This window comes from Streptomyces sp. AMJ-169 (genome assembly GCF_055597585.1).
In genome coordinates, this window is sequence record NZ_JBVLTJ010000006.1 from 144,977 (window position 1) to 171,527 (window position 26,551).

Here is a 26,551-nt window from a genome sequence, read left to right on the forward strand (position 1 = left end):
ATGACCCAACCACCCTTCTTCTTCACGAGTTACGCCGAACGCCGCGCCGACAGCGACCTCGTGGAGCGCTTCCACGCCCGCCTGGAGGTCGAGGCCCAGATCAAGCGGGGCCGCTCGGCGCCGCACGAGGGTTTCCTCAACACCGGTTCCCTGCGCCTCGGCCAGGGCTGGCGCCGCAGGATCGGCGAGGCGCTGGGCCGCACCCGCTACCTGGTGGTCCTGCTCACCGACGACTACCTGACCAGCCCGTGGTGCGCCCGCGAATGGGCGGTGGTCAGCGCCCGCGCCGCCCGCTCGGCCGACGACCCGGTCGCCCTCCTCCCCCTCCTCTGGACCCGCCCCACCCGCGAACTCCCCAAGGAGATCGCCGACTTGCAACTGCGGATGCGCTCCCTCGGCCTCACCTACCCGGACACCTGCCTGGTCGACCTGATGCGCGAGGACCCGAGGGCGTACGACAGTTTCGTCATCAGTCTCACGGCCCACATGGTGGAGTCGGCGGTGGCCGAACTGCCGGAGATGGACTGGGAGTCGGCGGCATACCACCGGCCGGCGTTCGGGCTGCCGGCGCCGGAGGAGGAGCAGGCGCTGGAGGAGGAGCAGCCGCTGGAGGAGGAGCAGCCGCCGATACCGACTCCCGTACCGGCGAGGCCAGTTGGCCAACCGGCGGCTCAGGTACCCGTGGCCGTCCTGGAGCCCCCCGCCTTCACCCCGGCCGACAAACGCACCCTCGTCGACGCCTACGTCGACTCCGCCATCTCCGGCACCCGAGAGACGTACGAACTCTGGCTGGAGTCCGTACGCATGGCGATCGCCCCGGTCCGGCTGGCCCCGAGCACGGACTCCGGAACCCTGCGCAACCGCGTCCTCGCCCTCCTCAACTTCGCCCTGAAACAAGGGACTCCGCACGTCCTGCGGTCCTTCGCGCAGGCGCTGGAGGACTTGGGGGAGGACGAGGCGACGGCGGAGGTACACCGGCTGACGGAGAAGGCGGCGGGGAACTGGGGGCGGGGGTAGCCGAGTTGAGCAACCAGCCCTGAAATAAGCCGGGTTGGACAACTGGCCCTGAAATAAGCCACGTCGGACAACCGGCCGGAGCCTCAGCCGTCGGTCAGGGTGCGGTCCAGAAGGGGAAGCAGCCGATCCCAGTGCCGCTTCAGCCCGGAGGCGCTGAAAGCGTCGGTGTCAGCCATGGTTCCGGCAGCCGGGTAGGGCAACTGGCCCAGGGAACAGCCCAGTTGCCCCACCCGAGCCGCGAACACGGCAGCCCTCCCCCCGAATTCAGCCCCCGAACACCCCGTCCAGCCACTTCTGCCACCCCGCCCCGACGGCCTCCCCGTCCCCGCCCCCGAACTCATGCACGCTGACCGCGACCGGCGCCCCCCAGCGCCCCCGCCCGAAGAACCGGATGAGCGCGCTGTCGGTGCGCAGCCCGATGAACTCCGGTGTGCGGTAGTCGAGTACGGCGGGGAAGTCACCGGGCCCGTGGACGGTGAGGAGATCCTCCCCCGTCTTCTCCCCGACCCCCAGCGCCCGCGCGAGGACACCGACGGCCTCCGGGGTCGCGGAGGCGGCGGGCGCCTGGGCGGCGGCGAAGGTGACCGGGCGCGGGGCGAAGTGGACCAGGTACGCGCGCAGGGTGTGCAGATAGAAGTCGGTGTGGAGGCTGGCCCCGTCGTACTGGGTGTCCCAGTCGTCGGTGAAGATCCCGCTGTGCACGTACCGCACCCACGCCCGCCGGCCCTCGTCGCGCGGCTCGACGGTGTAGTCGAGCTGGTTGAGGGACTGGGTCGGGATGCCCGGGTTCTCGCTGCGGTTGGTGTAGCGGTGCGGCGGGTCCCAGGCGGTGACGGCGGAGCCGAAGGGCCCGGCGCCGCCGACGCGCGGCTCGGGCGGGTCCATGGGCCACAGATAGGCGCCGGACGCCTGCGTGACGGCGTCCCACACGTCCTCGGGGCGGGCGTCGACCTCGAACTCCCGGATGACTTCGAACTCTTTCGACATGACGGACTCCTCTGAACTCAGCTGTCCGGCGCGGCGTCGTCCGCGTCGGGCTTGACGGTGGGATGGAGGGCGACGACGATCCGGTGATCGCGTCCGCCGGCGGCGCCTGGGGTGTCGTACTTGTGCATCAGGGCGGTCACGCCGGCCGTCAACTCCTGGACGAACGCGGCTCGTTCGGCGGCGGAGGCGAAGCGGACCTCGCCGTCCAGGGCGTACGTCGCGAGCCCTTTGCCGGCCTTCGCCGCGCCCCCGATCAGCCGCCCGACGTCCCGCACGAGCCGCGCGCCGAGCGCGAGCAGCCAGCGGGCGGAGAGCTGGTCGCGGAAGCGGTCCGGGTCGGGCTGCACCTGGGCGAGGGCGAGCGGCGAGATGACGTACGACGCGGCGGTCGCCCGCATCAGCCGCTCGGTGACGTTCCCCTTGCGCCGCTCCCCGGCCAGCTCGACCAGCCCGTGCCGCTCCAGCGCCTTGAGGTGGTAGTTCACCTTCTGCCGGGGCAGCCCCACCTGCCCGGCCAGCATCGCCGCCGAAGCGGGCCCCGCGGCGAGTTCGGCCAGCAGCCTCGCCCGTATGGGGTCCAGCGAGGCGGCTGCGGCCTCGGGGTCCTCGATCACGGTCACGTCCAACATGGCTCCACCGTCCCACCGAAAACTTTTTTTGTCCAGGCGGATGGATTTTTCGGTGGAGTGTGCAGCAGTACTAACCAATACCGCTTAGAAAATGTAAGTGGAGCTTCACCGTCGCCGCGCCGAGACTACTCCCATGACCTCCACGACACCCCCGTTCGGCCGGGCCCTCTGCGCGATGATCACGCCGTTCACGGAAGCCGGTGAGCTGGACCTGGACGGCGCCCAGCGGCTCGCCGCCCGGCTGGTCGCCGAGGGCTGCGACGGGCTCGTCCTGTCCGGTACGACCGGCGAGTCCCCGACGACCTCCGACGCCGAGAAGTCCGCGCTGCTGCGGGCGGTCCGGGACGCCGTCGACGTCCCCCTGCTGACCGGCGTGGGCACGGCCGACACCCGCCACACCGCCCGCCTGACCGAGGAGGCCGCCCGCTCCGGCGCCGACGGGGTCCTCCTCGTCACCCCGTACTACAGCCGTCCGCCGCAGGAGGCGGTGGCGGCGTACTTCCGCGAGATCGCCGACGCGAGCGAACTGCCCGTCATGCTCTACGACATCCCCGCCCGCACCGGCACCCGCATCACCCCGGACACCCTCCTCCACCTCGCGGACCATCCCCGGATCGTCGCGGTGAAGGACTGTTCGTACGACTTCCTCGGCGTCCAAAAGGTGCTGGGGCGCAGCGAGTTGGCGTTCTACACGGGCTGCGACGAACACGTGCTCGCGCTGTACGCCGTCGGCGGTACGGGGTACGTCAGCACCGTCGCGAACGTCGTGCCCCGCCAAGTCCGTTCCGTCATCGACCTGTTCGACTCCGGCGACACGGCGGGGGCGGCCCGGGTGCAGCAACGCCTCACGCCGCTCATCGAGTTGATGATGGCGTCGGGGCTGCCGGGGACGGTGACGGTCAAGGCGCTGCTGGCGGAGCTGGGGTGGCCGGCGGGGGTGGTGCGGGGGCCGTTGGTGGGGGCGGGGGTCGAGGTGAGGGAGGGGTTGCGGGCGGCGTACGAGGTGCTGTGAAGCTGGGGCACGCGCAGAGAACTCGCGCCGGCGTCGTACGCGAAAGCGCCCCCACCGGCCAGGAGTTGGTCCGGGGAGGGCGCTTCTGTGGTGCGGGCAGCCTCAGTTGTGGCTGGTTGTGGCTAGTTGTGGCTGTGCAGGATCTCGTTCAGGCCGCCCCAGACCGCGTTGTTCGGGCGGGCCTCGACCGTGCCGGTGACCGAGTTGCGGCGGAAGAGGATGTTGGAGGCGCCGGAGAGTTCGCGGGCCTTGACGATCTGGCCGTCGGGCATCGTGACGCGGGTGCCGGCGGTGACGTACAGGCCCGCCTCGACGACGCACTCGTCGCCGAGCGCGATCCCCACGCCCGCCTCGGCGCCGATGAGGCAGCGCTCGCCGATGGTGATGCGGACGTTGCCGCCGCCGGAGAGCGTGCCCATCGTGGACGCGCCGCCACCGATGTCCGAGCCGTCGCCGACCACGACACCGGCGGAGATACGGCCCTCGACCATGGAGGTGCCGAGCGTGCCGGCGTTGAAGTTGACGAAGCCCTCGTGCATGACGGTCGTGCCCTCGGCGAGGTGCGCGCCGAGCCGGACGCGGTCGGCGTCGGCGATGCGGACGCCCTTGGGGGCGACGTAGTCCGTCATGCGGGGGAACTTGTCGATGGACGTCACCTGGAGGTGCAGTCCCTCGGCGCGGGCGTTGAGGCGGGCCGTCTCGACGTCGTCCACGGCGACCGGGCCGAGGGAGGTCCAGGCGACGTTGGCGAGGTGGCCGAAGATGCCGTCCAGGCTCTGGCCGTGCGGCTGGACGAGGCGGTGGGAGAGCAGGTGCAGACGCAGGTAGGTGTCGTGCGCGTCGACCGGCTTCTCGGCGAGCGAGGAGATGACCGTACGGACCGCGACGACCTCGACGCCCCGGCGCGGGTCCGGGCCGATCGCCTTGGCCGCGCCCGCGCCGAGCAGTTCGACCGCTTTGCCGGCCGACAGCCGCTCGGTCCCGGCGGGGCCGGGCTCGGCGACGAGCTCGGGGGCGGGGAACCAGGTGTCGAGAACGGTGCCGTCGGCGGCGAGGGTGGCAAGACCCGCGGCCACCGCGCCGCCGGTACCAGGTGCAGTCGTGTCGCTCATGAGAAAAACCTAACCGCCCTGCCCCCACAGAAGCGAACCGGCTGCTCGGTGTCTCAGGAAGCGGGCGGGGGTATCGGGGGGCGGGACACGGCGGGGGGGGCCATGGGCATCGGCGCTGGCGGGGGCCTTGGGCGAGGGCGGGCGCGGAACCGATCGGCGGTCGTCGGCAGGCATCGGCGGGCGCCATGACCGACGGCGGGCGCGGAACCAATCGGCGGTCGTCGGCAGGCCCAGCAGGCATCCCGCGAGCCGAGCGCCTTGGCCAACGGCTGGCACGAAACCGAACGATGAGCGCCGACAGACCCAGCAGGCGCCATGACCAACGGCGGGCGCGGAACCAATCGGCGGGTATCGGCAGGCCCAGCGGGCATCCCGTGCGAGCCGGACACCTTGACCGGCGGCCGACGCGGAACCGATCAGTGGACGTCGGCGGGCCCGGCGCCTTGCCGGCGGCGGGCGCGCGCCTCAGTCCCGTCCGGCAGCCGCCCCGCGCCGTCCGCCCGGACCGCGCGCCCAGCAGCCGGCCCGCGCCGCACCCCCGCACCGCCCCTCAGCCACCCCCCACCACCCGCCCCAACATCTCCCGCGCATACCCCTCGTCATAAGGCACCCCCGTCAGCAGTACCTGAAGACAGATCCCGTCCATCAGTGCGACGAGTGCGCGGGCGGTCTCCGGGTCGGTGTGGTGGGCCAGCAACTCCCCCACCCCGTCGGCCCATTCGGCGGCGACCGGGCGCAACGCGGGCTTGCGCAGGGCCGCCAGATACAGCTCGTACTCCAACTCGGCTCGCTGGCCGTCCAGTTGCAGCCACTCGCCCAGTAACACGGCCAGTCCTGACGCAAGTTCGCTCCCCGGCCCCCACAACTCCGCCCGCCCCGCGAGCATTTCCCCGAACCCCTCCCCGGCCTGCCGCAGCGCGGCGACCATCAGGTCGTCGAGGGTCGCGAAGTGATACGTGGTGGACCCCAGCGGGACATCCGCCTCGGCGGCCACGCTGCGATGGCTGAGCCCGGCGAGCCCCTTCTCCCCGACGACCCGCAGGGCCGCGTCGATGAGCCGCTGGCGCCGCCCGGGGTCGTACCGGCGTACCACGGTCAGTGCGCCCCGCCCAGGTTCAGCACCACCACTCCCCCGACGATCAGCAGAATCCCGGCGACCTTCGTGAGCCCGAGGCCCTCACCGAACAGCGTGAGCCCGATGAGCGCTATCGTCGCGGTCCCGACGCCGGACCAGATCGCGTACGCCGTCCCGATCGAGACGGTCTTCAAGGTCTGCGCGAGCAGCGTGAACGACACCACGTACCCAAGGCCGGTCACCAGCGAGGGCCACAGCCTGCTGAACCCGTCGCTGTACTTCATGGCGGTGGTGGCGATCACCTCGGCGAGGATGGCGCCGGCGAGCGTCAGATATCCCATGTGTACGAGCGTACACATACACACAACGGCCAACGGGACATGGCGCGTTGTGAACGCGCGTTGAGAAAGCGTTATCGAACGGGACCACCGAAACGAGTGCTCCCTGGTCACGGGGTCCACTACTGTTTCACCATTCACACACCGGGCCACCGCATTCGCGGCCCCGTCATGGGCGCCGCTGGAGGATCAGCGCATGCCAGACAACTCGCCCCGGCCCTCCCAGGAACAGCCCTGGGAGAACGGCTGGACCCCGGACGCCTCCCGCGCCCCCGGCACCCGCCGCCTCTGGCTGGCCGGAGTGCTGGCGGTGGCGACGGTCGGCGCGTGCATCACGGCGATATCCGTCATGGACAAGGCTCCGCAGGTCAAGACGGAGGCGAAGCCCGAGACGAAGTCCGCCGAGGAGGCGGGCCCCGGCCTGATCTCCTTCGCCAGCCCCTCCCCCTCCGACCACGCGGCGGCGGCCGGCGGGACGGGCAAGTCGGCCCAGAACGAAGGCAGTTCAGCCAGCCCCAGCCCGTCACCGTCCTCGGCGCCGCCGAAGCCGGACCAGCCCGCGGCGGGCGGCGCCGAGTCGTCCCCCACCCCCGCGGCCACCCCTTCCCCCGCCGCCCCGAAGCCCCCCGCCCCGCCCGCCCAGGACTCCTACGAACGCTCGATCCGCTCGGTCAACTACCCCGACCGCTACTGGCACGTGAGCCGCGGCTTCATCAAGCTCGACAAGGCCGGCGGCTCCGAGTTCCGCGAGGACGCGACGTTCACCGTGGTCCCCGGCCTGGCCGACGACTCCTGCTTCTCCTTCAAGTCCGCGACCGGCGCCTACCTGCGCCACAGCAACTTCGTCCTCAGATCCGCCTCGAACGACCACACCCCCCTCTTCCAAAAAGACGCCACCTTCTGCTCCCGCCCCTCCACCTACCCGGGCGCGGTCATGCTCGAATCCATCAACTACCCGGGCCGCTTCCTGCGCCACAAGGACTTCCAGCTCCGCCTGGACCCGTACCAGAACTCCGGGCTGTACCAGGCGGATTCGGCGTTCCGTGTGGTGACGGCGCTGGACTAGCCGGCCCCCGCACACATACGCCCCCACACGAAGAAGGGCGAGGTCCGCAAAGACCTCGCCCTTCCCCGTACCCGACAGACAATGCCCGGCGGACAATCTCAGACGTTGAACCCCAACGCCCTCAACTGGTCCCGCCCCTCGTCCGTGATCTTGTCCGGACCCCACGGCGGCATCCACACCCAGTTGATGCGGAGTTCGTTGACCAGGCCGTCCGTCGCGGACTTGGCCTGGTCCTCGATGACGTCCGTCAGCGGGCACGCCGCCGAGGTCAGGGTCATGTCGATCGTCGCGATGTTCGCGTCGTCGATGTGGATCCCGTAGATCAGACCCAGGTTGACGACGTCGATACCCAGTTCGGGGTCGACGACGTCGTACAGCGCCTCGCGGAGTTCTTCCTCCGACGCCGGCTTCATCTCGACAGTCTCGGTCATACGCTCTTCGCCTCCTCCGCGAAAGCTTGCGCCGTCGCGTCCTTCCAGGCCATCCAGCTCAGGAGGGCGCATTTCACACGGGCCGGGTACTTGGAGACCCCGGCGAACGCGACGGCGTCCTCCAGGACCTCCTCCATCGCGTCGTCGGGCTCGATCCGGCCCTTGGACTGCATCAGCTCCAGGAAGGTCTCCTGGATCTTCTGGGCGTCCGCGAGCTCCTTGCCGACCAGCAGCTCGTTCAGGACGGAGGCGCTGGCCTGGCTGATCGAGCAGCCCTGGCCCTCGTACGACACGTCCGCGATCCGCGTGCCGTCGTACCTCACCCGCAGCGTGATCTCGTCACCGCACGTCGGGTTGACGTGGTGCACCTCGGCGTCGCCGTCCCGAAGACCACGCCCGTGCGGGTTCTTGTAGTGGTCCAGGATGACTTCCTGGTACATGGAGTCCAGCTTCACGAACAGCCCCTCAGCCGAAGAAGTTCCGTACGTGCTCCAGGCCCTCGACCAACGCGTCGATCTCGGCGGGCGTGGAGTACAGATAGAACGACGCTCGCGTGGTCGCGGGAATTCCGTACCGCAGGCACACCGGGCGGGCGCAGTGGTGGCCGACCCGGACCGCGATGCCCTGCTCGTCGAGGACCTGGCCCACGTCGTGCGGGTGGATGTCGCCGAGGGTGAAGGAGATCGCCGCGCCCCGGTCCTCGGCCGTCGAGGGGCCGATGATCCGCAGATCCGGCACCGCCGTCAGCCGCTGGACCGCGTACTCCGTCAGCGCGTGCTCGTGCGCCAGGATCTTGTCCATGCCGATCGCGTCGAGGTAGTCGATCGCCGCGCCCAGGCCCACGGCCTGCGCGATCGGCGGCGTCCCGGCCTCGAACTTGTGCGGCGCCGGCGCGTACGTCGACGAGTGCATCGACACGGTCTCGATCATCTCGCCGCCGCCGAGGAAGGGCGGCAGGTCCTCCAGGAGTTCCTGGCGGCCCCACAGCACCCCGATCCCGGTCGGACCGCACATCTTGTGACCGGTGAAGGCCACGAAGTCCGCCTGGAGCGCCTGCACGTCCAGCGGCATGTGCGGCGCGGCCTGCGAGGCGTCGACGCAGACCAGCGCGCCGACCTCCTGCGCACGGCGGACGATCGCCTCGACCGGGTTGACCGTACCGAGGATGTTGGAGACCAGCACGAAGGAGACGATCTTCGTCTTCTCGGTGATGATCTCCTCGATGTTCGACAGGTCGAGCCGGCCGTCGTCGGTGAGGCCGAACCACTTCAGCTTCGCGCCCGTGCGCTGCGACAGCAGCTGCCAGGGGACGATGTTGGAGTGGTGCTCCATCTCCGTGATGACGATCTCGGTGTCGGAGTCGACCCGGTAGGGGTCGTCCGCCCAGCCCAGCATGTTGGCGACGAGGTTCAGCGACTCGGAGGCGTTCTTGGTGAAGATCACCTCGTCCCGCGAGGGCGCGTTGATGAACTCGGCGACCTTGTCCCGCGCGCCTTCGTACAGCGCCGTGGCCTCCTCGGCGAGCACATGCACACCGCGGTGGACGTTGGCGTTGTGCTGCTCGTAGTACTCGGAGAGCACGTCGATCACCTGGCGCGGCGTCTGCGAGGTCGCCGCGTTGTCCAGGTACACGAGCTTCTTGCCGTCGTGCAGCACCCGGTCGAGGATCGGGAAGTCCTTGCGCAGTGCCTCGGTGTCGAGAAGGCCCGGCAGCTGTGTCACTCGGATGCGCCACCCTTCGTGTACGCCTCGTAGCCCTCGTTCTCCAGCTTGTCGGCGAGCTCGGGGCCGCCGGACTCGACGATCTTGCCGCCGGCGAAGACGTGGACGTGGTCGGGCTTGATGTAGCGCAGGATGCGCGTGTAGTGCGTGATCAGCAGCGTGCCGACCTCGCCGGTCTCGCGGACGCGGTTGACGCCCTCGGAGACGATCCGCAGCGCGTCGACGTCGAGGCCGGAGTCGGTCTCGTCGAGGATCGCGACCTTCGGCTTGAGCAGTTCGAGCTGAAGGATCTCGTGCCGCTTCTTCTCACCGCCGGAGAAGCCCTCGTTCACGTTGCGCTCGGCGAAGGCGGGGTCCATGTTGAGGCGCGTCATGGCCTCCTTGACCTCCTTGACCCAGGTGCGCAGCTTGGGCGCCTCACCCCGGATCGCGGTGGCGGAGGTCCGCAGGAAGTTGGAGACCGAGACGCCGGGGACCTCGACCGGGTACTGCATCGCCAGGAACAGGCCCGCGCGGGCGCGCTCGTCGACGGTCATCTCCAGCACGTCCTCGCCGTCGAGGAGGACGGTGCCGCCGGTGATCGTGTACTTGGGGTGGCCGGCGAGGGAGTACGCGAGGGTGGACTTGCCGGAGCCGTTGGGGCCCATGATGGCGTGCGTCTCGCCCTGCTTCACGGTCAGGTCGACGCCCTTGAGGATCTCCTTCGTGGCGTTGTCGGCCTCGACGGTGACGTGCAGGTCTCGGATTTCAAGCGTTGCCATGGATGCCTCAGGACTCCTGGGTGAGGGAGACGAGCACGTCGTCCCCTTCGATCTTTACGGGGTATACGGGGACGGGGCGCGTCGCGGGGAGCCCGGACGGCTTCCCGGTGCGCAGGTCGAACGCGGAGCCGTGCAGCCAGCACTCGATCTGGCAGTCCTCCACCTCGCCCTCGGAGAGCGAGACGTTCGCGTGCGAGCAGATGTCGTGGATCGCGAACACCTCCCCCTCGGTCTGCACGACCGAGACCGGCGTGCCGTCGAGTTCCACCCGGTGCGGGGTGTCCTCTTCCAGCTCGCTCAGTCCACAGGCGCGTACGTAGGCCATCAGACCGTGGCCTCCAGCTCGGCGTCGATCTTCTCCAGCAGCCGGGACTCGATGTCGGGCACGCCGATCTGCTGGACCAGCTCGGCGAAGAAGCCGCGCACGACCAGGCGGCGGGCCTCGTCGGCGGGGATGCCGCGGGACATCAGGTAGAAGAGCTGCTCGTCGTCGAAGCGGCCGGTGGCGGAGGCGTGTCCGGCGCCGACGATCTCACCGGTCTCGATCTCCAGGTTCGGCACGGAGTCGACGCGGGCGCCGTCCGTGAGGACCAGGTTCCGGTTCATCTCGTACGTGTCGGTGCCCTCGGCGCGGGCCTCGATCAGCACGTCGCCGATCCAGACGGCGTGCGCGCCCTCGCCCTGGAGCGCGCCCTTGTAGACGACGTTCGACTTGCAGTGCGGGGTGTTGTGGTCGACCAGCAGCCGGTGTTCCTGGTGCTGCCCGGCGTCGGTGAAGTACAGCCCGAACAGCTCGGCCTCCCCGCCGGTCCCGGCGTAGGCGACCCGCGGGTGCAGCCGTACGACGTCGCCGCCGAAGGTGACGACGACCGACTTGAAGCTGGCGTCGCGGCCGACGAGGGCGTTGTGCTGGGCGATGTGGACGGCCTTGTCGTCCCAGTCCTGGACGGAGACGACGGTGAGCTTGGCGCCGTCGCCCAGGATGTAGTCGACGTTGGCGGCGAGCACGGCGTCACCGGTGTGGTCGATGACGACGACGGCCTCGGCGAACGCGCCCAGCTCGATGAGCTGCTGGCCGTAGGCGACCCCGCCCTCGCCGTGCACGGCGATCCGGATGGGCTCGGTGAGGACCGTCTCCTTGGGGACGGTGACCACGCCGGCCTGCTCGAAGGAGGAGTACGCCTGGGCGGCGACGCGGTCGACCGGGACGGCGGCCTTGCCGAGCCGGGCGTCGTCGCGGCCGACGAGCTCGACGGTGACGCCCTCGGGGGCCTGGACGTCGACCTTGACGCCCTCGCCGGTGGCGGTGGCGGTGCCGTCGTGCAGCCCGCGCAGCCGCTCCAGCGGGGTGAACCGCCACTCCTCCTCGCGGCCGTGCGGGACCGGGAAGTCCGCGACGTCGAAGGAGGGCGGCGCGCTCATCCGCGTGGCGACCGTCGACTCGGCGGCCACCGCGATGGCGCCGGCGGTGGTGGAGCCCACCGGGGAGTTCTGAGCCTCAGCCATGGCTGTCGTAGTGCTCACTTTCTTACGCTTGGTATGACTACTTCGAGGGCGCCGGGATTCGGGGGCGGCTTCGGTCAGCCGACCGAACCCTCCATCTGGAGCTCGATCAGCCGGTTCAGCTCCAGCGCGTACTCCATCGGCAGCTCCTTCGCGATCGGCTCGACGAAGCCGCGCACGATCATCGCCATCGCCTCGAACTCCGACAGACCCCGGCTCATCAGGTAGAAGAGCTGGTCCTCGGAGACCTTGGAGACGGTCGCCTCGTGCCCCATGGAGACGTCGTCCTCGCGGACGTCGACGTACGGGTAGGTGTCCGACCGGGAGATCGTGTCGACCAGCAGCGCGTCGCACAGCACGTTCGACTTCGAGCCCGGGGCACCCTCACCGATCTCGATGAGCCCGCGGTAGGAGGTACGGCCACCGCCGCGCGCCACCGACTTGGAGACGATGTTGGACGACGTGTTCGGCGCCATGTGCACCATCTTCGCGCCCGCGTCCTGGTGCTGGCCCTCGCCCGCGAAGGCGATGGAGAGCGTCTCGCCCTTGGCGTGCTCGCCCATGAGGTAGACGGCCGGGTACTTCATCGTCACCTTGGAGCCGATGTTGCCGTCGACCCACTCCATGGTCGCGCCCTCGTAGGCCACGGCCCGCTTGGTGACCAGGTTGTAGACGTTGTTCGACCAGTTCTGGATGGTCGTGTACCGGCAGCGCGCGTTCTTCTTGACGATGATCTCGACGACCGCGGAGTGCAGCGAGTCCGACTTGTAGATCGGCGCGGTACAGCCCTCGACGTAGTGCACATAGGCGCCCTCGTCGACGATGATCAGCGTCCGCTCGAACTGGCCCATGTTCTCGGTGTTGATCCGGAAGTAGGCCTGGAGCGGGATCTCGACGTGCACGCCCGGCGGGACGTAGATGAAGGAGCCGCCCGACCACACGGCGGTGTTCAGGGAGGCGAACTTGTTGTCGCCGACCGGGATGACGGTCCCGAAGTACTCCTTGAAGAGCTCCGGGTGCTCCTTCAGCGCGGTGTCGGTGTCGAGGAAGATGACGCCCTGCTCCTCCAGGTCCTCACGGATCTGGTGGTAGACGACCTCCGACTCGTACTGGGCCGCGACGCCCGCGACGAGGCGCTGCTTCTCCGCCTCCGGGATGCCGAGCTTGTCGTAGGTGTTCTTGATGTCCTCGGGCAGGTCCTCCCAGGACTCCGCCTGCTTCTCCGTGGAGCGCACGAAGTACTTGATGTTGTCGAAGTCGATGCCCGAGAGGTCGGAGCCCCAGTTCGGCATGGGCTTCTTCTCGAACAGGCGCAGGCCCTTGAGGCGCAGCTTCGTCATCCACTCCGGCTCGGACTTCTTGGCCGAGATGTCCTTGACGACGTCGTCGCTCAGACCGCGCTTGGCAGCCGCACCGGCCGCGTCGGAGTCGGCCCAGCCGTATTCGTACTTGCCCAGGCCCTCAAGTTCGGGGTGGGCAGTCTCCGTGGTCATGCGGGGTTCCTCCCGGCGGTGCTTGCTGATGCGTGGTGGGAAATCTTGGGAATGAACGTCGTGCACACGCCGTCGCCATGGGCGATGGTCGCCAGCCGCTGCACATGTGTGCCGAGCAGCTCGGCGAAGATCTCCGTCTCCGCCTCGCACAGCTGGGGGAACTGTTCCGCGACATGCGCCACGGGGCAGTGGTGCTGGCACAGCTGCTCACCCACGGGCGCGCTTCGCGCCGTAGCAGCGTACCCGTCCGCCGAGAGGGCCTTGGCCAGCGCCTGGGCGCGCTTCTCGGGGGCGGCGCCGGCGATCGCCTTGCGGTAGGCGGCGGCCTGCGCGGCGATCCGGGCCCGCGCGAACGCGGCCACGGCGTCCTCGCCGCCCTCGCGCTCGGCGATCCAGCGCAGGGCGTCGACGGCGAGCTTGTCGTAGGACTGGTCGAAGGCGTCCCGGCCGCAGTCGGTCAGCACGAACACCTTGGCCGGACGGCCCCGGGTGCGCGCCCCGTAGACGCGCCGTTCGCGCGCCTCCACGACGTCGTCGGCGGCCAGCGCGTCCAGATGCCGGCGCACTGCGGCCTGGGTGAGACCGAGCCGGCCGGCCAGTTCGGCGACGGTGGAAGGGCCGTGGTCGAGGATCGAGCGCGCGACGCGGTTGCGGGTCGACCGCTCTCCGGTCGCCAGCTCCTCCTGCGGGGCCTCACCGACGTTTTTCACAACGCCATTGTTGCGTAATTCTTTTTGGCCGTGCAAGCCGCGTCCGCGCCTTGAACGGTGCCTTGCATCACTTAGGCATACCTAATCTGACCTGCGGAAATGATCATGCGTAAGAATACGGCCACCCCCGGGCACCGCCGCCCCGCTCGCGTCCCTAGACTCGTTCCCCATGCGAGATGAGCCTGTCGTCCAGGTCCGGGCCCTGGTGAAGCGGTACGGCACGAAGACCGCGGTGGACGCCCTCGACCTGACGGCCCACGCGGGCGTGACCGCGGTCCTGGGACCCAACGGGGCCGGGAAGACCACCACGATCGAGACCTGCGAGGGGTACCGCAAGGCCGACGCGGGCACCGTCCGCGTCCTCGGTCTCGACCCCGTCGCCGAGGCCGCCGCCCTGCGGCCCAGAATCGGCGTCATGCTCCAGTCCGGCGGCGTCTACTCCGGCGCCCGCGCGGACGAGATGCTGCGGCACGTCGCCAAGCTCCACGCCCACCCCCTGGACGTCGACGCCCTGATCGAACGCCTCGGCCTCGGCTCCTGCGGGCGCACCGGCTACCGCCGGCTCTCCGGCGGCCAGCAGCAGCGGCTCGCGCTCGCGATGGCCGTCGTCGGCCGCCCCGAGCTGGTCTTCCTGGACGAGCCGACCGCCGGCCTCGACCCGCAGGCCCGCCGCGCGACCTGGGACCTCGTGCGCGATCTGCGCGACGACGGCGTCTCCGTCATCCTCACCACCCACCACATGGACGAGGCCGAGCAGCTCTCCGACGACGTCGCGATCATCGACGCCGGCAAGGTCATCGCCCAGGGCTCCCCCGAGGAACTCTGCAAGGGCGGCGCCGAGAACACCCTCCGCTTCACCGGCCGCCCCGGCCTCGACGTCGCGTCCCTGCTGAAGGCGCTGCCCGCCGACTCGGCCGCCGAGGAACTGACCCCCGGCGCCTACCGCGTCACCGGCAAGATCGACCCCCAGCTCCTGGCCACGGTCACCTCCTGGTGCGCCCAGCACGGAGTGATGCCGGACCGCATCTCGGTCGAACGGCACACGCTCGAAGACGTCTTTCTTGAGCTGACCGGCAAGGAGCTGCGTTCGTGACCGCCACCGGCACCTACACCCCGAGGCCCGGCGCGGCCCCCCTCCCCCGCATGATCGCGGCGCAGGCGGCGCTGGAGACGAAGATGCTGCTGCGCAACGGCGAACAGCTGCTGCTCACCGTCGTCATCCCGACCCTCCTGCTGGTCCTCTTCAGCTCGGTCGACGTCGTCGACACCGGCAAGGGCAAGTCCGTCGACTTCCTCGCCCCCGGCGTCCTCGCGCTCGCCGTGATGTCGACGGCCTTCACCGGCCAGGCCATCGCGACCGGCTTCGAGCGCCGCTACGGCGTCCTGAAACGGCTCGCCTCCTCCCCGCTGCCCCGCTGGGCCCTGATGACCGCGAAGACGGCGTCGGTGCTGGTCACCGAGGTCCTGCAAGTCCTCCTCCTGACCGTCATCGCCCTCGCCCTCGGCTGGTCCCCGCACGGCGATCCGCTCACCGTCCTCCTCCTGCTGATCCTCGGCACGGCCGCCTTCTCCGGCCTCGGCCTGCTGATGGCGGGCACGCTGAAGGCGGAGGCGACGCTGGCGGCGGCCAACCTGGTCTTCCTGCTGCTCCTGGTCGGCGGCGGCGTGATCGTCCCGCTCGACAAGTTCCCGCAGGCGGCCCAGGACGTCCTCGGCCTGCTGCCGATCTCGGCACTGTCGGAGGGGCTGCGGGACGTCCTCCAGCACGGGGCCGGGGTGCCGTGGGGGAACCTCGGGATCCTGGCGGTGTGGGCGGTCGCGGGCCTCGCGGCGGCGGGCCGCTTCTTCCGCTGGGAGTGACCCCCTCCTCGTACAGGACCCACCCCTCGTGAATCCATGCACAAGCGGTCTCCTACGATGGTCCGCGTGCCAAACGTGACCCGCGCCGATGCCGTAGCCGCCGTGCGCAACCCGCTCGCCTTCATCGCCGCACGCTGGACACCCGACCCACGGACGGTCCAGCGGGCGGCCCTCGCCGCGCTCGTCATGTCGGTGGTCATCGTCGTCACCGGCGGCGCCGTCCGCCTGACCGGCTCCGGCCTCGGCTGCCCGACCTGGCCCAAGTGCACCGACGACTCGCTCACCACGACCACCGCGATGGGCTTCCACGGCGCCATCGAGTTCGGCAACCGGATGCTGACGTACGTGCTGTGCGCGGCCGTCGGCTGGGCCATCGTCGCGGCCCGCTCCGAGAAGCCGTACCGCCGCTCGCTGACCCGGCTCGGCTGGGCGCAGTTCTGGGTGGTCATGGGCAACGCGATCCTCGGCGGGATCGTCGTCCTGGTCGGCCTGAACCCCTACACCGTCGCCGCCCACTTCCTGCTCTCCTCGGCGCTGATCGCCGTCGCGACGGTCATGTGGCAGCGCACCCGTGAGGGGGACCGGGCGCCCCGGCCGGTGGTCGGCAAGGCGGTGCGGCAGCTGGTGTGGTCGCTGGTCGTGGCGTGCGCGCTGCTGATCGCGGTCGGCACGGTCGTCACCGGCGCCGGTCCGCACGCGGGCGACTCCAGCGAGGTCGAGCGCATCCCGCTCGACTGGGAGACGATCGCCAAGCTGCACGCCGTCCTGGCGTGGATCGTGGTGACCCTGACCTTCGCCCTGTGGTTCGTCCTGAAGGCGGTCGACGCCCCGAAGAGCACGCTGGCGAGGACCCGGGAACTGTTCCTGATCCTGCTGGGCCAGGGCGTGATCGGCTATGTCCAGTACTTCACGAACCTCCCCGAAGCCCTGGTCGGCGCCCACATGTTCGGGTCCACGGTGACGTGGATCTGGACGCTGAGGGTCCTGCTGTCGCTGCGGGAGCGGGAGCATGACGCGGGCGAGGCACCGCTCACGGAACAGGAAGCCGCTCCGGCACGGGCCTGAGGCCCGAACCCCAGCCGCTTCAGAGCCCGTACACCCGCCGCGCGTTCCCCTCCGCCAGCATCCCCGCCACCCGCCGCGCGTCCCCCATCGACCACGCCCCCTCGGCGGCCCACCCGCCCAGCACCCGCGTGACGGCCTCCCGGAACAGCCGCGCGGCGACGACGTGCAGCTCCGGCAGGCCCCCGGCGCCGCTGGAGTACAGGACCTTGCCGAAGGGGGCGAGTTCCAGGAGTTCCGCGAGGACGGCCGCCGCGCGGGCGCCCGTGCGCAGGAGGGCGGCGCCGGAGTCGGCGTAGACGTGGGGGAAGCGGGCGGCGAGGTGGGCCGCCTGGCGGTGGTGGGGGTAGCCGTGGAGCAGGACCAGGTCGGTGCCGAGGCCCGCCGTGGCCGCCATGAAGTCGGTGAGGCGGGCCGGGTCTGCGGCCGGGCCCGTGTGCAGTTGCAGCGGGCGGTTCGAGGCGACGGCGATCCACAGCAGGTGCCGTAGCAGCACGGGGTCGGTCAGCGCGCCGCCGGCCCGGCGGGCGGCGAGCCAGCGGCCGGCCGCGCCGCGCACCTCGCCGGGGCCCGGCGGCTGGCCGGGGACGGCGAGGCGGGCGCCCGCGACGGAGGTGAAGGCGACGGCTCCGGCGCCGTGCACCGCCGCCGCGAGGTTCGCCAGGAACGACTCGACCGTCCCGGACGTGTCCGCGACCTGCTCGGCCAGCGGTTCGAGCCGGACCACCTCCCGCGCCTCGGCCCCCGCCAGCGCGGCCAGTTCGTCCGGTCCCGTCAGCTCGCCCGGCGCCCCCGCGTCGACCAGGTACGTCGTCACCCCCGCTCCCCGCAGCAGCCTGCGCCCCGCCTCCGGCACGCCCAGTTCCCGCCGTCTGGCCAGATAACGCGCGGGCGCGCAGTGGGATTCCAGGCCCAGCAGCGGCGGGCACCAGCGGCGTAGCGCGAAGCCGGTCTGGGTGTCGAAGAGGGTCGTGCCGGAGGCCGGCGGGCCCAGGTCGCGGGCCAGCTGGGCCTCGAAGGTGCCCAGGCCCAGCTCGGTCCTGAGGACGCCGTGGCAGTACTGGTCCACCAGGGACGGGGTGTCGATCAATCCGGGCTCCCTGCGGTGCGGCTGTGCGCTGCCTTACAGGGGTTAACGGGAGAGGGCGGGGTAAGTCGCGGGCAGTCGTACAAAAGACGCGCCGCCCTCTGGCCCAGGGTTCAGCCGCCGATCTGGATCCCGGCCATCCGCTTCCACTCGTACGCCCCGGTCTCGACCTTCGCCGCGAACTCGCCGTCGAACTCCTCGTGGCGGGTGACGCCGGACTTCTCGACGGCCTTCTCGGCGGCGGCGCAGGAGGTGGCGACCAGGTTGCCCCAGGTGCCGTCGGCGCCGACCAGGGCGATGCGGGCGCCGCGTTCGCCGATGTAGGCGATCTGGCCCTCGGCGCCGCCGTGCTCCTTGGCGAAGGCGCCGATCTGCTTGGCCAGCTTGGCCGCCTGGCGCTCCAGCTTGGTGTCGGCCTTGGTGGGGGCCGTGGTGTCTGCCATGGCCCCGATGCTACCGACGGGTAGGAGACGGCGGCAATGTGCGCCAGGTCATCCTCACGCCGGGGTTCAGCGCAGGAACGGATCCACCGCGACCGCGACGAACAGCAGCGACACATAGGTGATCGACCAGTGGAACAGCCGCATCTCCTTCAGCTTGCCGCCCGTCACCTCGGCCTTGGCCCGGTTCTGGAGCGCGTGCGCCTCCCACAGCCACCAGCCGCCCCCCGCGAGGGCGACGACGGTGTAGAACCAGCCGGTGTACCCGAGCGGGGTGAGCAGCAGGGAGACGCCGACCATGACCCAGCTGTAGATGACGATCTGCTTGGCGACCGTCTTGTTGGAGGCGATCACCGGCAGCATCGGCACACCCGCGCGCGCGTAGTCCTCCTTGACCTTCATCGACAGCGGCCAGTAGTGCGGCGGCGTCCAGAAGAAGATGACGAGGAAGAGGATGACCGGCGCGAGCGAGAGCGAGTCGGTGACCGCGCTCCAGCCGATCAGCACCGGCATGCAGCCCGCGATGCCGCCCCACACGATGTTCTGCGCGGTCCGCCGCTTGAGGATCATCGTGTAGACGACCACATAGAAAAGGAGCGCCCCGAGGGAGAGCCAGGCGGACAGCCAGTTGACGGCGAGGCCGAACAGGAGGGTCGAGCCGATCGCGAGGGTGATGCCGAAGGCGAGGCATTCACGCGGCGAGACCATGCCGGTGACCAGGGGGCGCTGCGAGGTGCGGTCCATGAGCGCGTCGATGTCGCGGTCGATGTACATGTTCAGCGCGTTCGCACCGCCGGCCGACAGATAGCCGGCGAAGCAGGTCAGCAGCACCAGACCGAGGTCCGGGACCCCCTGCTGCGCCAGGAACATCACCGGAACGGTGGTGATCAGCAGCAGCTCGATGATCCTCGGCTTGGTCAGTGCCACGAACGCCATGACTCGGGCCCCGGACGGCCGGTGGACCGGGCTCTGGCTCGCACCGATTACCCCCGCTGGACGGGATTCGACGGCCGTCACGCACACCCCTGACAGAGACATCCCAGCAAGCCCGACCGTGTGAAGTACCGGTAAAGGCCCGCGCGTACCACGCCACTGTAGACGTTGCCCATACGTCGCCCTCCGAGGGGGGTCGGGTCGTGTTGGCACCGGCCCCGGGGGTGCGCGCATGAGTCGTACGGAAGCTCGATTGAGCAGTCGGATGAGCGGGGCCGTATTCAGATGCCAAGACCCCCTCGCCGCGGTCGGGAGGCGGATCTCCGGAAGGCCCGTCAGTCTGGAATGAACCGGAGAAACCGCACGTACTTACGGGGGTAGGCTCGACAGCGCCGGTGGGCCCGGAGCCCGCCCGCGAACCGGTGGGCGCGTGCCCGCACAGCCGGTAAACGAACATGTGGAGAGGAGCCCTGACCCAGGGTGAGCACCAAGCCGACCACCACAGACCTCGACTGGACCGAGTTGGACCAGCGGGCCGTCGACACCGCCCGCGTCCTGGCCGCCGATGCCGTACAGAAGGTCGGAAACGGCCATCCGGGAACGGCGATGAGCCTGGCCCCGGCCGCCTACACCCTCTTCCAGAAGGTGATGCGGCACGACCCGGCGGACGCCGACTGGGTCGGGCGCGACCGCTTCGTGCTGTCCGCCGGGCACTCGTCGCTGACCCTCTACACCCAGCTGTACCTGGCCGGCTTCGGCCTGGAGCTGGACGACCTCAAGGCTTTCCGGACCTGGGGCTCGAAGACCCCGGGCCACCCGGAGTACGGCCACACGACCGGCGTCGAGACCACCACGGGCCCGCTCGGCCAGGGTGTCGCCAACGCCGTCGGCATGGCCATGGCCGCCCGCTACGAGCGCGGCCTGTTCGACCCCGAGGCGCCGCAGGGCGAGTCGCCCTTCGACCACTTCGTGTACGCGATCGCCGGTGACGGCTGCCTCCAGGAGGGCATCTCCGCCGAGGCGTCCTCCCTCGCCGGCCACCAGCAGCTCGGCAATCTGATCCTGCTGTGGGACGACAACCACATCTCGATCGAGGGCGACACGGAGACGGCCGTCTCCGAGGACACCGTCAAGCGGTACGAGGCCTACGGCTGGCACGTCCAGCGGATCGCCCCGAAGCCGGACGGCGACCTGGACCCGCACGCGATCTACAACGCGGTCGAGGCCGCGAAGAAGGTCACGGACAGGCCGTCGTTCATCGCGATGCGCTCGATCATCGCCTGGCCGGCCCCGAACGCGCAGAACACCGAGGCGGCGCACGGCTCGGCGCTCGGCGACGACGAGGTGGCCGCCACCAAGCGCGTCCTCGGTTTCGACCCGGCGCAGAGCTTCGAGGTCGCGGACGAGGTCATCGCGCACACGCGCGGCGCCCTGGAGCGCGGCGCGCAGGCGAGGGCCGAGTGGGAGAAGTCGTTCCAGCTGTGGCGCGACGACAACCCGGAGCGCGCGGCCGAGTTCGACCGGATCGACGCCGGCGAGCTGCCCGCGGGCTGGGAGGAGAAGCTCCCGGTCTTCGAGCCCGGCAAGGGTGTCGCGACCCGCGCGGCCTCCGGCAAGGTCCTCCAGGCGCTCGGCGCGGTCGTCCCGGAGCTGTGGGGCGGCTCGGCCGACCTCGCGGGCTCCAACAACACCACGATCGACAAGACGTCGTCCTTCCTCCCGGCGGACAACCCGCTGCCGGAGGCGGACCCCTACGGCCGCACGATCCACTTCGGCATCCGCGAGCACTCCATGGCCGCGGAGATGAACGGCATCGCGCTGCACGGCCACACCCGTATCTACGGCGGCACGTTCCTCGTGTTCTCCGACTACATGCGCAACGCGGTCCGGCTGTCCGCGCTGATGCACCTGCCGGTGACCTACGTGTGGACGCACGACTCGATCGGCCTCGGCGAGGACGGCCCGACCCACCAGCCGGTGGAGCACCTGGCCGCCCTGCGCGCGATCCCGGGCCTGAACGTCGTGCGCCCCGCCGACGCCAACGAGACCGCGATCGCCTGGCGCGAGATCATGCGCCGCGGCAAGCGCGAGTACGGCGTCTCCGCGCCGCACGGCCTGGCGCTGACCCGGCAGGGCGTGCCGACGTACGAGCCCAACGAGGACACCGTCAAGGGCGGGTACGTGCTCTTCGAGGCGTCCTCCGGGGCCCCTGAGGTGATCCTGATCGCGACCGGCTCCGAGGTCCATGTGGCCGTCGCCGCGCGGGAGTTGCTGGAAGCCGAAGGCACGCCGACCCGGGTGGTGTCCATGCCGTCGGTGGAGTGGTTCGAGGAGCAGACCCCGCAGTACAAGGAGTCGGTCCTGCCGGCCGCCGTCAAGGCGCGGGTCTCGGTCGAGGCCGGGATCGGGCTGACCTGGTACCGGTACGTCGGCGACGCCGGACGTGTCGTTTCCCTGGAGCACTTCGGCGCTTCGGCCGACGGCAAGCTGCTCTTCGAGGAGTTCGGGTTCACTGCCGAGAACGTGGCTTCCCAGGCGCGGGAATCGCTCGCCGCCGCTCAGCGCTGACGCTCATATACGAAACGTAGGAGATGTAATTCCATGACGGACGCACTCAAGCGCCTCTCCGACGAAGGCGTCGCGATCTGGCTGGACGACCTGTCGCGCAAGCGGATCACGTCCGGCAACCTCGCCGAGCTGATCAGCGAGTCGCACGTGGTGGGTGTCACCACCAACCCGTCGATCTTCCAGAAGGCGATCAGCAGCGGCGACGGCTACGAGCAGCAGCTCACCGACCTCGCGGCCCGCAAGGTCACCGTCGACGAGGCGATCCGCATGATCACCACGGCCGACGTCCGCGACGCCGCCGACATCCTGCGCCCGGTCTTCGACGCCACGGACGGCCAGGACGGCCGCGTGTCGATCGAGGTCGATCCCCGCCTCGCGCACGAGACGAAGGCGACGGTCGCCGAGGCCAAGCAGCTCGCGTGGCTGGTCGACCGCCCCAACACCCTGATCAAGATCCCGGCGACGAAGGCGGGCCTCCCGGCCATCGCCGAGGTCATCGGCCTCGGCATCAGCGTCAACGTGACCCTGATCTTCTCGCTGGAGCGCTACCGCGAGGTCATGGACGCCTACCTGACCGGCCTGGAGAAGGCCAAGGCCAAGGGCATCGACTTGGCCGGCATCCACTCGGTGGCCTCCTTCTTCGTGTCCCGCGTGGACACCGAGATCGACAAGCGCCTGACCGCGCTGGGCACCGACGAGGCCCTCGCCCTGAAGGGCAAGGCGGCCCTCGCCAACGCCCGCCTCGCCTACCAGGCGTACGAGGAGGTCTTCTCTTCCGACCGCTGGACGGCCCTGGAGCAGTCCGGCGCCAACAAGCAGCGCCCGCTGTGGGCGTCGACCGGCGTGAAGGACCCGGCGTACAAGGACACCCTGTACGTCGACGACCTGGTCGCCCCGAACACGGTCAACACGATGCCGGAGGCCACCCTGGAGGCCACGGCCGACCACGGGCAGATCACCGGCGACACCATCCGCGGCACCTACCCCCAGGCCCGCGCCGAGCTGGACGCGGTGGAGAAGCTCGGGATCTCGTACGACGACGTCGTGCGGCTCCTCGAGGACGAGGGCGTCGAGAAGTTCGAGGCGTCCTGGAACGACCTGCTCACGTCCACCGAGGCTGAGCTCAAGCGCCTCGCCCCTTCGGAAGGCTGATGCCACTTGTCGAGCAGCAACCCGCTGCGTGACCCGGCAGACCGGCGGCTCCCGCGTATCGCGGGGCCGTCGGGCCTTGTCATCTTCGGTGTCACGGGCGACCTGTCCCGTAAGAAGCTGATGCCCGCCGTCTACGACCTCGCCAACCGGGGTCTGCTGCCGCCGGGCTTCTCGCTGGTCGGGTTCGCCCGCCGCGAGTGGGAGCACGAGGACTTCGCGGCCGAGGTCCATGACGCGGTCAAGGCGCACGCGCGCACGCCGTTCCGGGAGGAGGTCTGGCAGCAGCTCATCCAGGGGATGCGCTTCGTGCAGGGCACCTTCGACGACGACGACGCGTTCGAGCGGCTGCGCGCCACCATCGAGGAGCTGGACAAGGCGCAGGGCACGGGCGGCAACTTCGCCTTCTACCTGTCGGTGCCGCCGCGCGCCTTCCCGGTCGTCATCCAGCAGCTGAAGAAGCACGGCCTCGCCGACCAGTCGGGCGGCTCCTGGCGGCGCGCGGTCATCGAGAAGCCGTTCGGCCACGACCTGAAGTCGGCGGAGGAGCTGAACAAGGTCGTCCACGAGGTCTTCGCGCCCGACCAGGTCTTCCGCATCGACCACTACCTGGGCAAGGAGACCGTCCAGAACATCCTGGCGCTGCGCTTCGCCAACACGATGTTCGAGCCGATCTGGAACCGGTCCTTCGTGGACCACGTGCAGATCACGATGGCCGAGGACATCGGCATCGGCGGCCGGGCGGGCTACTACGACGGCATCGGCGCGGCCCGTGACGTCATCCAGAACCACCTGCTCCAGCTGATGGCGCTGACCGCGATGGAGGAGCCCGCCTCCTTCGACGCGGACGCGCTCGCCGCCGAGAAGACCAAGGTGCTCGGCGCGGTGCGGCTGCCGAAGGACCTGGGCCGCGACACCGTGCGCGGCCAGTACGCGGCCGGCTGGCAGGGCGGCGAGAAGGTCATCGGGTACCTCGAAGAGGACGGCATCGACAAGCAGTCGAAGACCGACACCTACGCGGCGATCAAGGTCGAGGTCGACAACCGCCGCTGGGCGGGCGTCCCCTTCTACCTGCGCACGGGCAAGCGCCTGGGCCGCCGGGTCACCGAGATCGCGGTCGTCTTCCAGCGCGCCCCGCACTCCCCCTTCGACTCGACGGCCACGGAGGAGCTGGGCTCCAACGCGATCGTCATCCGCGTCCAGCCCGACGAGGGCGTCACGGTCCGCTTCGGCTCGAAGGTCCCGGGCACGTCGATGGAGATCCGGGACGTGTCCATGGACTTCGCGTACGGCGAGTCCTTCACGGAGTCGTCCCCGGAGGCGTACGAGCGCCTGATCCTGGACGTCCTGCTGGGCGACTCCAACCTCTTCCCGCGCACGGAGGAGGTCGAGCTGTCCTGGCGCATCCTCGACCCGATCGAGGAGTACTGGGACAACCACGGCACGCCCGCGCAGTACCCGGCGGGCACCTGGGGCCCGGCCGAGGCGGACGAGATGCTCGCACGCGAGGGACGGAGCTGGCGCCGGCCATGAAGATAGACCTCACGGACACCAACTCCAGCAAGATAAACAAGGCGCTGGTCGAGGGCCGCCGCGCGATCGGCACCCCGGCCGTCGGCATGGTCCTCACCCTCGTCGTCGTCACCGACGAGGAGAACGCCTACGACGCCCTCAAGGCCGCCGACGACGCCTCGCACGAGCACCCCTCGCGCACCCTGGTCGTCGTCAAGCGCGTCTCCCGCTCCCCGCGCGAGCGGGCCGCCTCCCGGCTCGACGCCGAGGTGCGGGTGGGCGTGGACGCGGGCACCGGCGAGACGGTGATCCTGCGGCTGCACGGCGAGATCGCCGACCACGCCCAGTCGGTCGTCCTGCCGCTGCTGCTGCCGGACGCGCCGGTCGTCGTGTGGTGGCCGGTCAACGCGCCGCTCGACCCGGCGGGCGATCCGCTGGGCGCGCTGGCGCAGCGCCGGGTCACCGACACGTTCGCGGCCGAGCAGCCGGTGCGCGAACTGGGCGTGCGCGCCAAGGCGTACGCGCCCGGCGACACCGACCTGTCCTGGACCCGCATCACGCCCTGGCGCTCGATGCTGGCCGCCGCGCTCGACCAGGTCACCTGGAAGGTCACCGGGGTCGAGGTCGAGGGCGAGGAGTTCAACCCGAGCTGCGAGCTGCTGGCGATGTGGCTCGCGGACCGGCTGGCCGTCCCGGTGAAGCGGACCCTGTCGGCGGGCCCCGGCCTGACGGCGGTACGGCTGACGACGGACGGCGGGCCGATCACCCTGGACCGCGCCGACGGTTCGCTGGCCACCCTCTCCATCCACGGCCAGCCGGACCGCGCGGTCGCCCTCAAGCGGCGCGAGACGGCCGAGCTGATCGCGGAGGAGCTGCGCCGCCTGGACCCGGACGACACGTACGCGTCGGCGCTGCGGTTCGGGGTGGAGCGGCTGAACACGTCGGTGACGGCGGTGACTTCGGCGTTCCCGGCGCCGGCCGTCTCGCGGCGGCGGGAGCTGGGGGCGGCGGATCCGGTGGCGGTCGCGCCGGTTTCGCGGGAGGCGCAGTCGCCGGCTGCCTCAACTCCCCCTGTTGCTCCGGCTGTTCCGGCCAAAGGAGCAGGCGTCACCGGAACCGGAGGGCTCGCCCCGAGTGCTCCCCCCGCTTCCCCGGCGCCTGCGAAAGCTCCCGCACCTCCCGCACCGCAAGCGGCGGCGGGGCCGGTGAAGGAGCCGGCGCCGGTCAAGGACGAGCCGCCGGCGAGAAAGGCGATCTCCCCATGATGGCACCCCAGTTGGTCGTCCACCGCGACAAGGACCTGATGGCCCAGGCCGCGGCGGCCCGGCTGATCACGAAGATCGTGGACGCGCAGTCCTCGCGGGGCACGGCGTCGGTCGTCCTCACGGGCGGCCGCAACGGCAACGGCCTGCTGGCGGCGCTGGCTGCGGCCCCGGCGAAGGACGCGATCGACTGGTCGCGGCTCGACCTGTGGTGGGGCGACGAGCGTTTCCTCCCCGAGGGCGACCCGGAGCGCAACGTGACGCAGGCGTACGCGGCGCTGCTGGACTCGGTCCCGGTGGACCCGTCCCGCGTGCACGCCATGCCCGCGTCGGACGGGGCGTACGGGAGCGACGTGGAGGCGGCGGCGGAAGCCTACGCCGAGGAGCTGGCGAAGGCGGTGGTGCCGGAGAACCACGCCAAGGTGCCGTCGTTCGACGTCCTGATGCTGGGCGTCGGTCCGGACACCCACGTCGCGTCGCTCTTCCCGGAGCTGCCCGCGGTGCGGGAGACGGCGCGGACGGTCGTCGGGGTGCGCGGCGCGCCGAAGCCCCCGCCGGTGCGGACCACGCTGACGCTCCCGGCGATCCGCGCGGCCCGCGAGGTGTGGCTGCTCGCGGCCGGCGAGGACAAGGCGGAGGCGGCGGCGATCGCGCTGTCCGGCGCGGGCGAGATCCAGGCCCCGGCGGCGGGCGCGTACGGCCGTACGCGGACGCTGTGGCTGCTGGACCAGGCGGCGGCCTCGCAGTTGCCGAGGTCGCTGTATCCGCCGGCAACCGCCTAGCGGTACAAGCGTTTTGGGCCCCCGTCAGTTCTGACGGGGG

Annotated in this window: 27 protein-coding genes; 11 read left to right on the forward strand and 16 right to left on the reverse strand. The window is 70.6% G+C overall.

Features of this window, described 5'->3' with window-relative positions; translation table 11 throughout:
• Complete coding sequence (locus ACYUD3_RS16680; protein ID WP_470970172.1) at positions 1-1,017, forward strand: TIR domain-containing protein; 1,017 nt, start codon at positions 1-3, stop codon at positions 1,015-1,017.
• 264 nt (positions 1,018-1,281) lie between these two features.
• On the opposite strand, the gene ACYUD3_RS16685 is transcribed toward ACYUD3_RS16680, so the two are convergent.
• Positions 1,282-2,004: an SRPBCC family protein gene (locus ACYUD3_RS16685; RefSeq protein ID WP_470970175.1), complete on the reverse strand. Its 723-nt coding sequence runs from the start codon at positions 2,002-2,004 to the stop codon at positions 1,282-1,284.
• Between the two features lie 17 nt (positions 2,005-2,021).
• Positions 2,022-2,633 carry an ArsR/SmtB family transcription factor gene (locus ACYUD3_RS16690; protein ID WP_470970177.1) on the reverse strand — a complete coding sequence of 204 codons (612 nt, stop codon included), beginning with the start codon at positions 2,631-2,633 and terminating at the stop codon, positions 2,022-2,024.
• Positions 2,634-2,766: 133 nt separating this feature from the next.
• Between ACYUD3_RS16690 and dapA the strand changes: the two genes are divergently transcribed.
• A complete protein-coding gene (gene dapA / locus ACYUD3_RS16695) occupies positions 2,767-3,645 on the forward strand; it encodes a 4-hydroxy-tetrahydrodipicolinate synthase (protein WP_470970179.1) in 879 nt (292 codons plus the stop codon).
• A gap of 122 nt (positions 3,646-3,767) precedes the next feature.
• On the opposite strand, the gene dapD is transcribed toward dapA, so the two are convergent.
• From dapD to ACYUD3_RS16710, 3 genes are all read right to left on the reverse strand, one after another.
• Positions 3,768-4,757 carry a 2,3,4,5-tetrahydropyridine-2,6-dicarboxylate N-succinyltransferase gene (gene dapD, locus ACYUD3_RS16700; protein WP_470970182.1) on the reverse strand — a complete coding sequence of 330 codons (990 nt, stop codon included), beginning with the start codon at positions 4,755-4,757 and terminating at the stop codon, positions 3,768-3,770.
• 550 nt (positions 4,758-5,307) lie between these two features.
• Positions 5,308-5,850, reverse strand: coding sequence for a TetR/AcrR family transcriptional regulator (locus ACYUD3_RS16705; RefSeq protein WP_470970184.1), 543 nt, complete (start codon positions 5,848-5,850; stop codon positions 5,308-5,310).
• 2 nt (positions 5,851-5,852) lie between these two features.
• Complete coding sequence (locus ACYUD3_RS16710; RefSeq protein WP_470970187.1) at positions 5,853-6,173, reverse strand: DMT family transporter; 321 nt, start codon at positions 6,171-6,173, stop codon at positions 5,853-5,855.
• A 193-nt stretch (positions 6,174-6,366) separates the two neighbouring features.
• On the opposite strand from ACYUD3_RS16710, the gene ACYUD3_RS16715 reads away from it, so the two are divergent.
• Entirely contained in the window at positions 6,367-7,236 is an 870-nt protein-coding gene (locus tag ACYUD3_RS16715; RefSeq protein WP_470970190.1) for an AbfB domain-containing protein, read from the forward strand.
• Positions 7,237-7,334: 98 nt separating this feature from the next.
• Here the strand turns inward: ACYUD3_RS16715 and ACYUD3_RS16720 are convergent, their stop codons facing one another.
• From ACYUD3_RS16720 to ACYUD3_RS16755, 8 genes are all read right to left on the reverse strand, one after another.
• Positions 7,335-7,667: a metal-sulfur cluster assembly factor gene (locus ACYUD3_RS16720; protein WP_470970192.1), complete on the reverse strand. Its 333-nt coding sequence runs from the start codon at positions 7,665-7,667 to the stop codon at positions 7,335-7,337.
• Entirely contained in the window at positions 7,664-8,122 is a 459-nt protein-coding gene (sufU, locus tag ACYUD3_RS16725) for a Fe-S cluster assembly sulfur transfer protein SufU (RefSeq protein WP_470970195.1), read from the reverse strand. Before sufU ends, ACYUD3_RS16720 begins: the two co-directional genes overlap by 4 nt.
• A 10-nt stretch (positions 8,123-8,132) precedes the next feature.
• Positions 8,133-9,389 (reverse strand): cysteine desulfurase, encoded by a 1,257-nt coding sequence (locus ACYUD3_RS16730; RefSeq protein ID WP_470970197.1) that lies wholly within the window; start codon positions 9,387-9,389, stop codon positions 8,133-8,135.
• Positions 9,386-10,150 carry a Fe-S cluster assembly ATPase SufC gene (gene sufC, locus ACYUD3_RS16735; RefSeq protein WP_470970200.1) on the reverse strand — a complete coding sequence of 255 codons (765 nt, stop codon included), beginning with the start codon at positions 10,148-10,150 and terminating at the stop codon, positions 9,386-9,388. The genes ACYUD3_RS16730 and sufC overlap by 4 nt, the downstream gene beginning before the upstream one ends.
• Before the next feature lie 7 nt (positions 10,151-10,157).
• A complete protein-coding gene (locus tag ACYUD3_RS16740) occupies positions 10,158-10,475 on the reverse strand; it encodes a non-heme iron oxygenase ferredoxin subunit (RefSeq protein ID WP_470970202.1) in 318 nt (105 codons plus the stop codon).
• Complete coding sequence (gene sufD / locus ACYUD3_RS16745; protein WP_470970950.1) at positions 10,475-11,656, reverse strand: Fe-S cluster assembly protein SufD; 1,182 nt, start codon at positions 11,654-11,656, stop codon at positions 10,475-10,477. The genes ACYUD3_RS16740 and sufD overlap by 1 nt, the downstream gene beginning before the upstream one ends.
• Positions 11,657-11,730: 74 nt before the next feature.
• Positions 11,731-13,146 (reverse strand): Fe-S cluster assembly protein SufB, encoded by a 1,416-nt coding sequence (gene sufB, locus ACYUD3_RS16750; RefSeq protein WP_470970204.1) that lies wholly within the window; start codon positions 13,144-13,146, stop codon positions 11,731-11,733.
• On the reverse strand, positions 13,143-13,856 hold the full coding sequence (locus ACYUD3_RS16755; protein WP_470970207.1) for a helix-turn-helix transcriptional regulator: 714 nt from the start codon (positions 13,854-13,856) through the stop codon (positions 13,143-13,145). The genes sufB and ACYUD3_RS16755 overlap by 4 nt, the downstream gene beginning before the upstream one ends.
• A 169-nt stretch (positions 13,857-14,025) precedes the next feature.
• Between ACYUD3_RS16755 and ACYUD3_RS16760 the strand changes: the two genes are divergently transcribed.
• The 3 genes from ACYUD3_RS16760 to ACYUD3_RS16770 are packed head-to-tail and all read left to right on the forward strand — an operon-like array spanning position 14,026 to position 16,781.
• A complete protein-coding gene (locus ACYUD3_RS16760; RefSeq protein ID WP_470970209.1) occupies positions 14,026-14,949 on the forward strand; it encodes an ABC transporter ATP-binding protein in 924 nt (307 codons plus the stop codon).
• 50 nt (positions 14,950-14,999) lie between these two features.
• The gene (locus ACYUD3_RS16765; RefSeq protein WP_470970952.1) at positions 15,000-15,716 is read left to right on the forward strand and encodes an ABC transporter permease; all 717 of its coding nucleotides are present in this window, start codon (positions 15,000-15,002) and stop codon (positions 15,714-15,716) included.
• 57 nt (positions 15,717-15,773) lie between these two features.
• Positions 15,774-16,781, forward strand: coding sequence for a COX15/CtaA family protein (locus ACYUD3_RS16770; protein WP_470970211.1), 1,008 nt, complete (start codon positions 15,774-15,776; stop codon positions 16,779-16,781).
• Positions 16,782-16,800: 19 nt separating this feature from the next.
• Here ACYUD3_RS16770 and ACYUD3_RS16775 read toward each other — a convergent pair whose 3' ends face one another.
• From ACYUD3_RS16775 to ACYUD3_RS16785, 3 genes are all read right to left on the reverse strand, one after another.
• Positions 16,801-17,868 carry an amidohydrolase family protein gene (locus ACYUD3_RS16775; protein ID WP_470970214.1) on the reverse strand — a complete coding sequence of 356 codons (1,068 nt, stop codon included), beginning with the start codon at positions 17,866-17,868 and terminating at the stop codon, positions 16,801-16,803.
• A 110-nt stretch (positions 17,869-17,978) separates the two neighbouring features.
• Positions 17,979-18,308 (reverse strand): hypothetical protein, encoded by a 330-nt coding sequence (locus tag ACYUD3_RS16780; protein WP_470970216.1) that lies wholly within the window; start codon positions 18,306-18,308, stop codon positions 17,979-17,981.
• Between the two features lie 66 nt (positions 18,309-18,374).
• The gene (locus ACYUD3_RS16785; RefSeq protein WP_470970955.1) at positions 18,375-19,328 is read right to left on the reverse strand and encodes a heme o synthase; all 954 of its coding nucleotides are present in this window, start codon (positions 19,326-19,328) and stop codon (positions 18,375-18,377) included.
• Between the two features lie 390 nt (positions 19,329-19,718).
• Between ACYUD3_RS16785 and tkt the strand changes: the two genes are divergently transcribed.
• Genes tkt through pgl form a run of 5 tightly spaced genes read left to right on the forward strand, consistent with a single transcriptional unit; the run spans position 19,719 to position 26,511 of the window.
• On the forward strand, positions 19,719-21,806 hold the full coding sequence (tkt, locus tag ACYUD3_RS16790) for a transketolase (RefSeq protein WP_470970218.1): 2,088 nt from the start codon (positions 19,719-19,721) through the stop codon (positions 21,804-21,806).
• 33 nt (positions 21,807-21,839) lie between these two features.
• The gene (gene tal / locus ACYUD3_RS16795) at positions 21,840-22,958 is read left to right on the forward strand and encodes a transaldolase (protein WP_470970221.1); all 1,119 of its coding nucleotides are present in this window, start codon (positions 21,840-21,842) and stop codon (positions 22,956-22,958) included.
• 6 nt (positions 22,959-22,964) lie between these two features.
• Positions 22,965-24,488, forward strand: coding sequence for a glucose-6-phosphate dehydrogenase (gene zwf, locus ACYUD3_RS16800; protein ID WP_470970223.1), 1,524 nt, complete (start codon positions 22,965-22,967; stop codon positions 24,486-24,488).
• Positions 24,485-25,732 (forward strand): glucose-6-phosphate dehydrogenase assembly protein OpcA, encoded by a 1,248-nt coding sequence (gene opcA / locus ACYUD3_RS16805; RefSeq protein ID WP_470970225.1) that lies wholly within the window; start codon positions 24,485-24,487, stop codon positions 25,730-25,732. The genes zwf and opcA overlap by 4 nt, the downstream gene beginning before the upstream one ends.
• Positions 25,729-26,511 carry a 6-phosphogluconolactonase gene (gene pgl / locus ACYUD3_RS16810; RefSeq protein WP_470970228.1) on the forward strand — a complete coding sequence of 261 codons (783 nt, stop codon included), beginning with the start codon at positions 25,729-25,731 and terminating at the stop codon, positions 26,509-26,511. Before opcA ends, pgl begins: the two co-directional genes overlap by 4 nt.
• Positions 26,512-26,551: the final 40 nt, after the last annotated feature.

Bases quoted from the DNA above. Each gene is read 5' to 3' on its own strand.
- dapD (WP_470970182.1), bottom strand. From the start codon at position 4,757: ATGAGCGACACGACTGCACCTGGTACCGGCGGCGCGGTGGCCGCGGGT.
- sufD (WP_470970950.1), bottom strand. From the start codon at position 11,656: ATGGCTGAGGCTCAGAACTCCCCGGTGGGCTCCACCACCGCCGGCGCC.
- sufB (WP_470970204.1), bottom strand. From the start codon at position 13,146: ATGACCACGGAGACTGCCCACCCCGAACTTGAGGGCCTGGGCAAGTAC.
- ACYUD3_RS16710 (WP_470970187.1), bottom strand. From the start codon at position 6,173: ATGGGATATCTGACGCTCGCCGGCGCCATCCTCGCCGAGGTGATCGCC.
- dapA (WP_470970179.1), top strand. From the start codon at position 2,767: ATGACCTCCACGACACCCCCGTTCGGCCGGGCCCTCTGCGCGATGATC.
- sufC (WP_470970200.1), bottom strand. From the start codon at position 10,150: ATGGCAACGCTTGAAATCCGAGACCTGCACGTCACCGTCGAGGCCGAC.
- ACYUD3_RS16760 (WP_470970209.1), top strand. From the start codon at position 14,026: ATGCGAGATGAGCCTGTCGTCCAGGTCCGGGCCCTGGTGAAGCGGTAC.
- ACYUD3_RS16780 (WP_470970216.1), bottom strand. From the start codon at position 18,308: ATGGCAGACACCACGGCCCCCACCAAGGCCGACACCAAGCTGGAGCGC.
- ACYUD3_RS16740 (WP_470970202.1), bottom strand. From the start codon at position 10,475: ATGGCCTACGTACGCGCCTGTGGACTGAGCGAGCTGGAAGAGGACACC.
- ACYUD3_RS16720 (WP_470970192.1), bottom strand. From the start codon at position 7,667: ATGACCGAGACTGTCGAGATGAAGCCGGCGTCGGAGGAAGAACTCCGC.
- ACYUD3_RS16770 (WP_470970211.1), top strand. From the start codon at position 15,774: ATGGTCCGCGTGCCAAACGTGACCCGCGCCGATGCCGTAGCCGCCGTG.
- ACYUD3_RS16680 (WP_470970172.1), top strand. From the start codon at position 1: ATGACCCAACCACCCTTCTTCTTCACGAGTTACGCCGAACGCCGCGCC.
- ACYUD3_RS16685 (WP_470970175.1), bottom strand. From the start codon at position 2,004: ATGTCGAAAGAGTTCGAAGTCATCCGGGAGTTCGAGGTCGACGCCCGC.
- pgl (WP_470970228.1), top strand. From the start codon at position 25,729: ATGATGGCACCCCAGTTGGTCGTCCACCGCGACAAGGACCTGATGGCC.
- tal (WP_470970221.1), top strand. From the start codon at position 21,840: ATGACGGACGCACTCAAGCGCCTCTCCGACGAAGGCGTCGCGATCTGG.
- ACYUD3_RS16765 (WP_470970952.1), top strand. From the start codon at position 15,000: ATGATCGCGGCGCAGGCGGCGCTGGAGACGAAGATGCTGCTGCGCAAC.
- ACYUD3_RS16715 (WP_470970190.1), top strand. From the start codon at position 6,367: ATGCCAGACAACTCGCCCCGGCCCTCCCAGGAACAGCCCTGGGAGAAC.
- opcA (WP_470970225.1), top strand. From the start codon at position 24,485: ATGAAGATAGACCTCACGGACACCAACTCCAGCAAGATAAACAAGGCG.
- ACYUD3_RS16690 (WP_470970177.1), bottom strand. From the start codon at position 2,633: ATGTTGGACGTGACCGTGATCGAGGACCCCGAGGCCGCAGCCGCCTCG.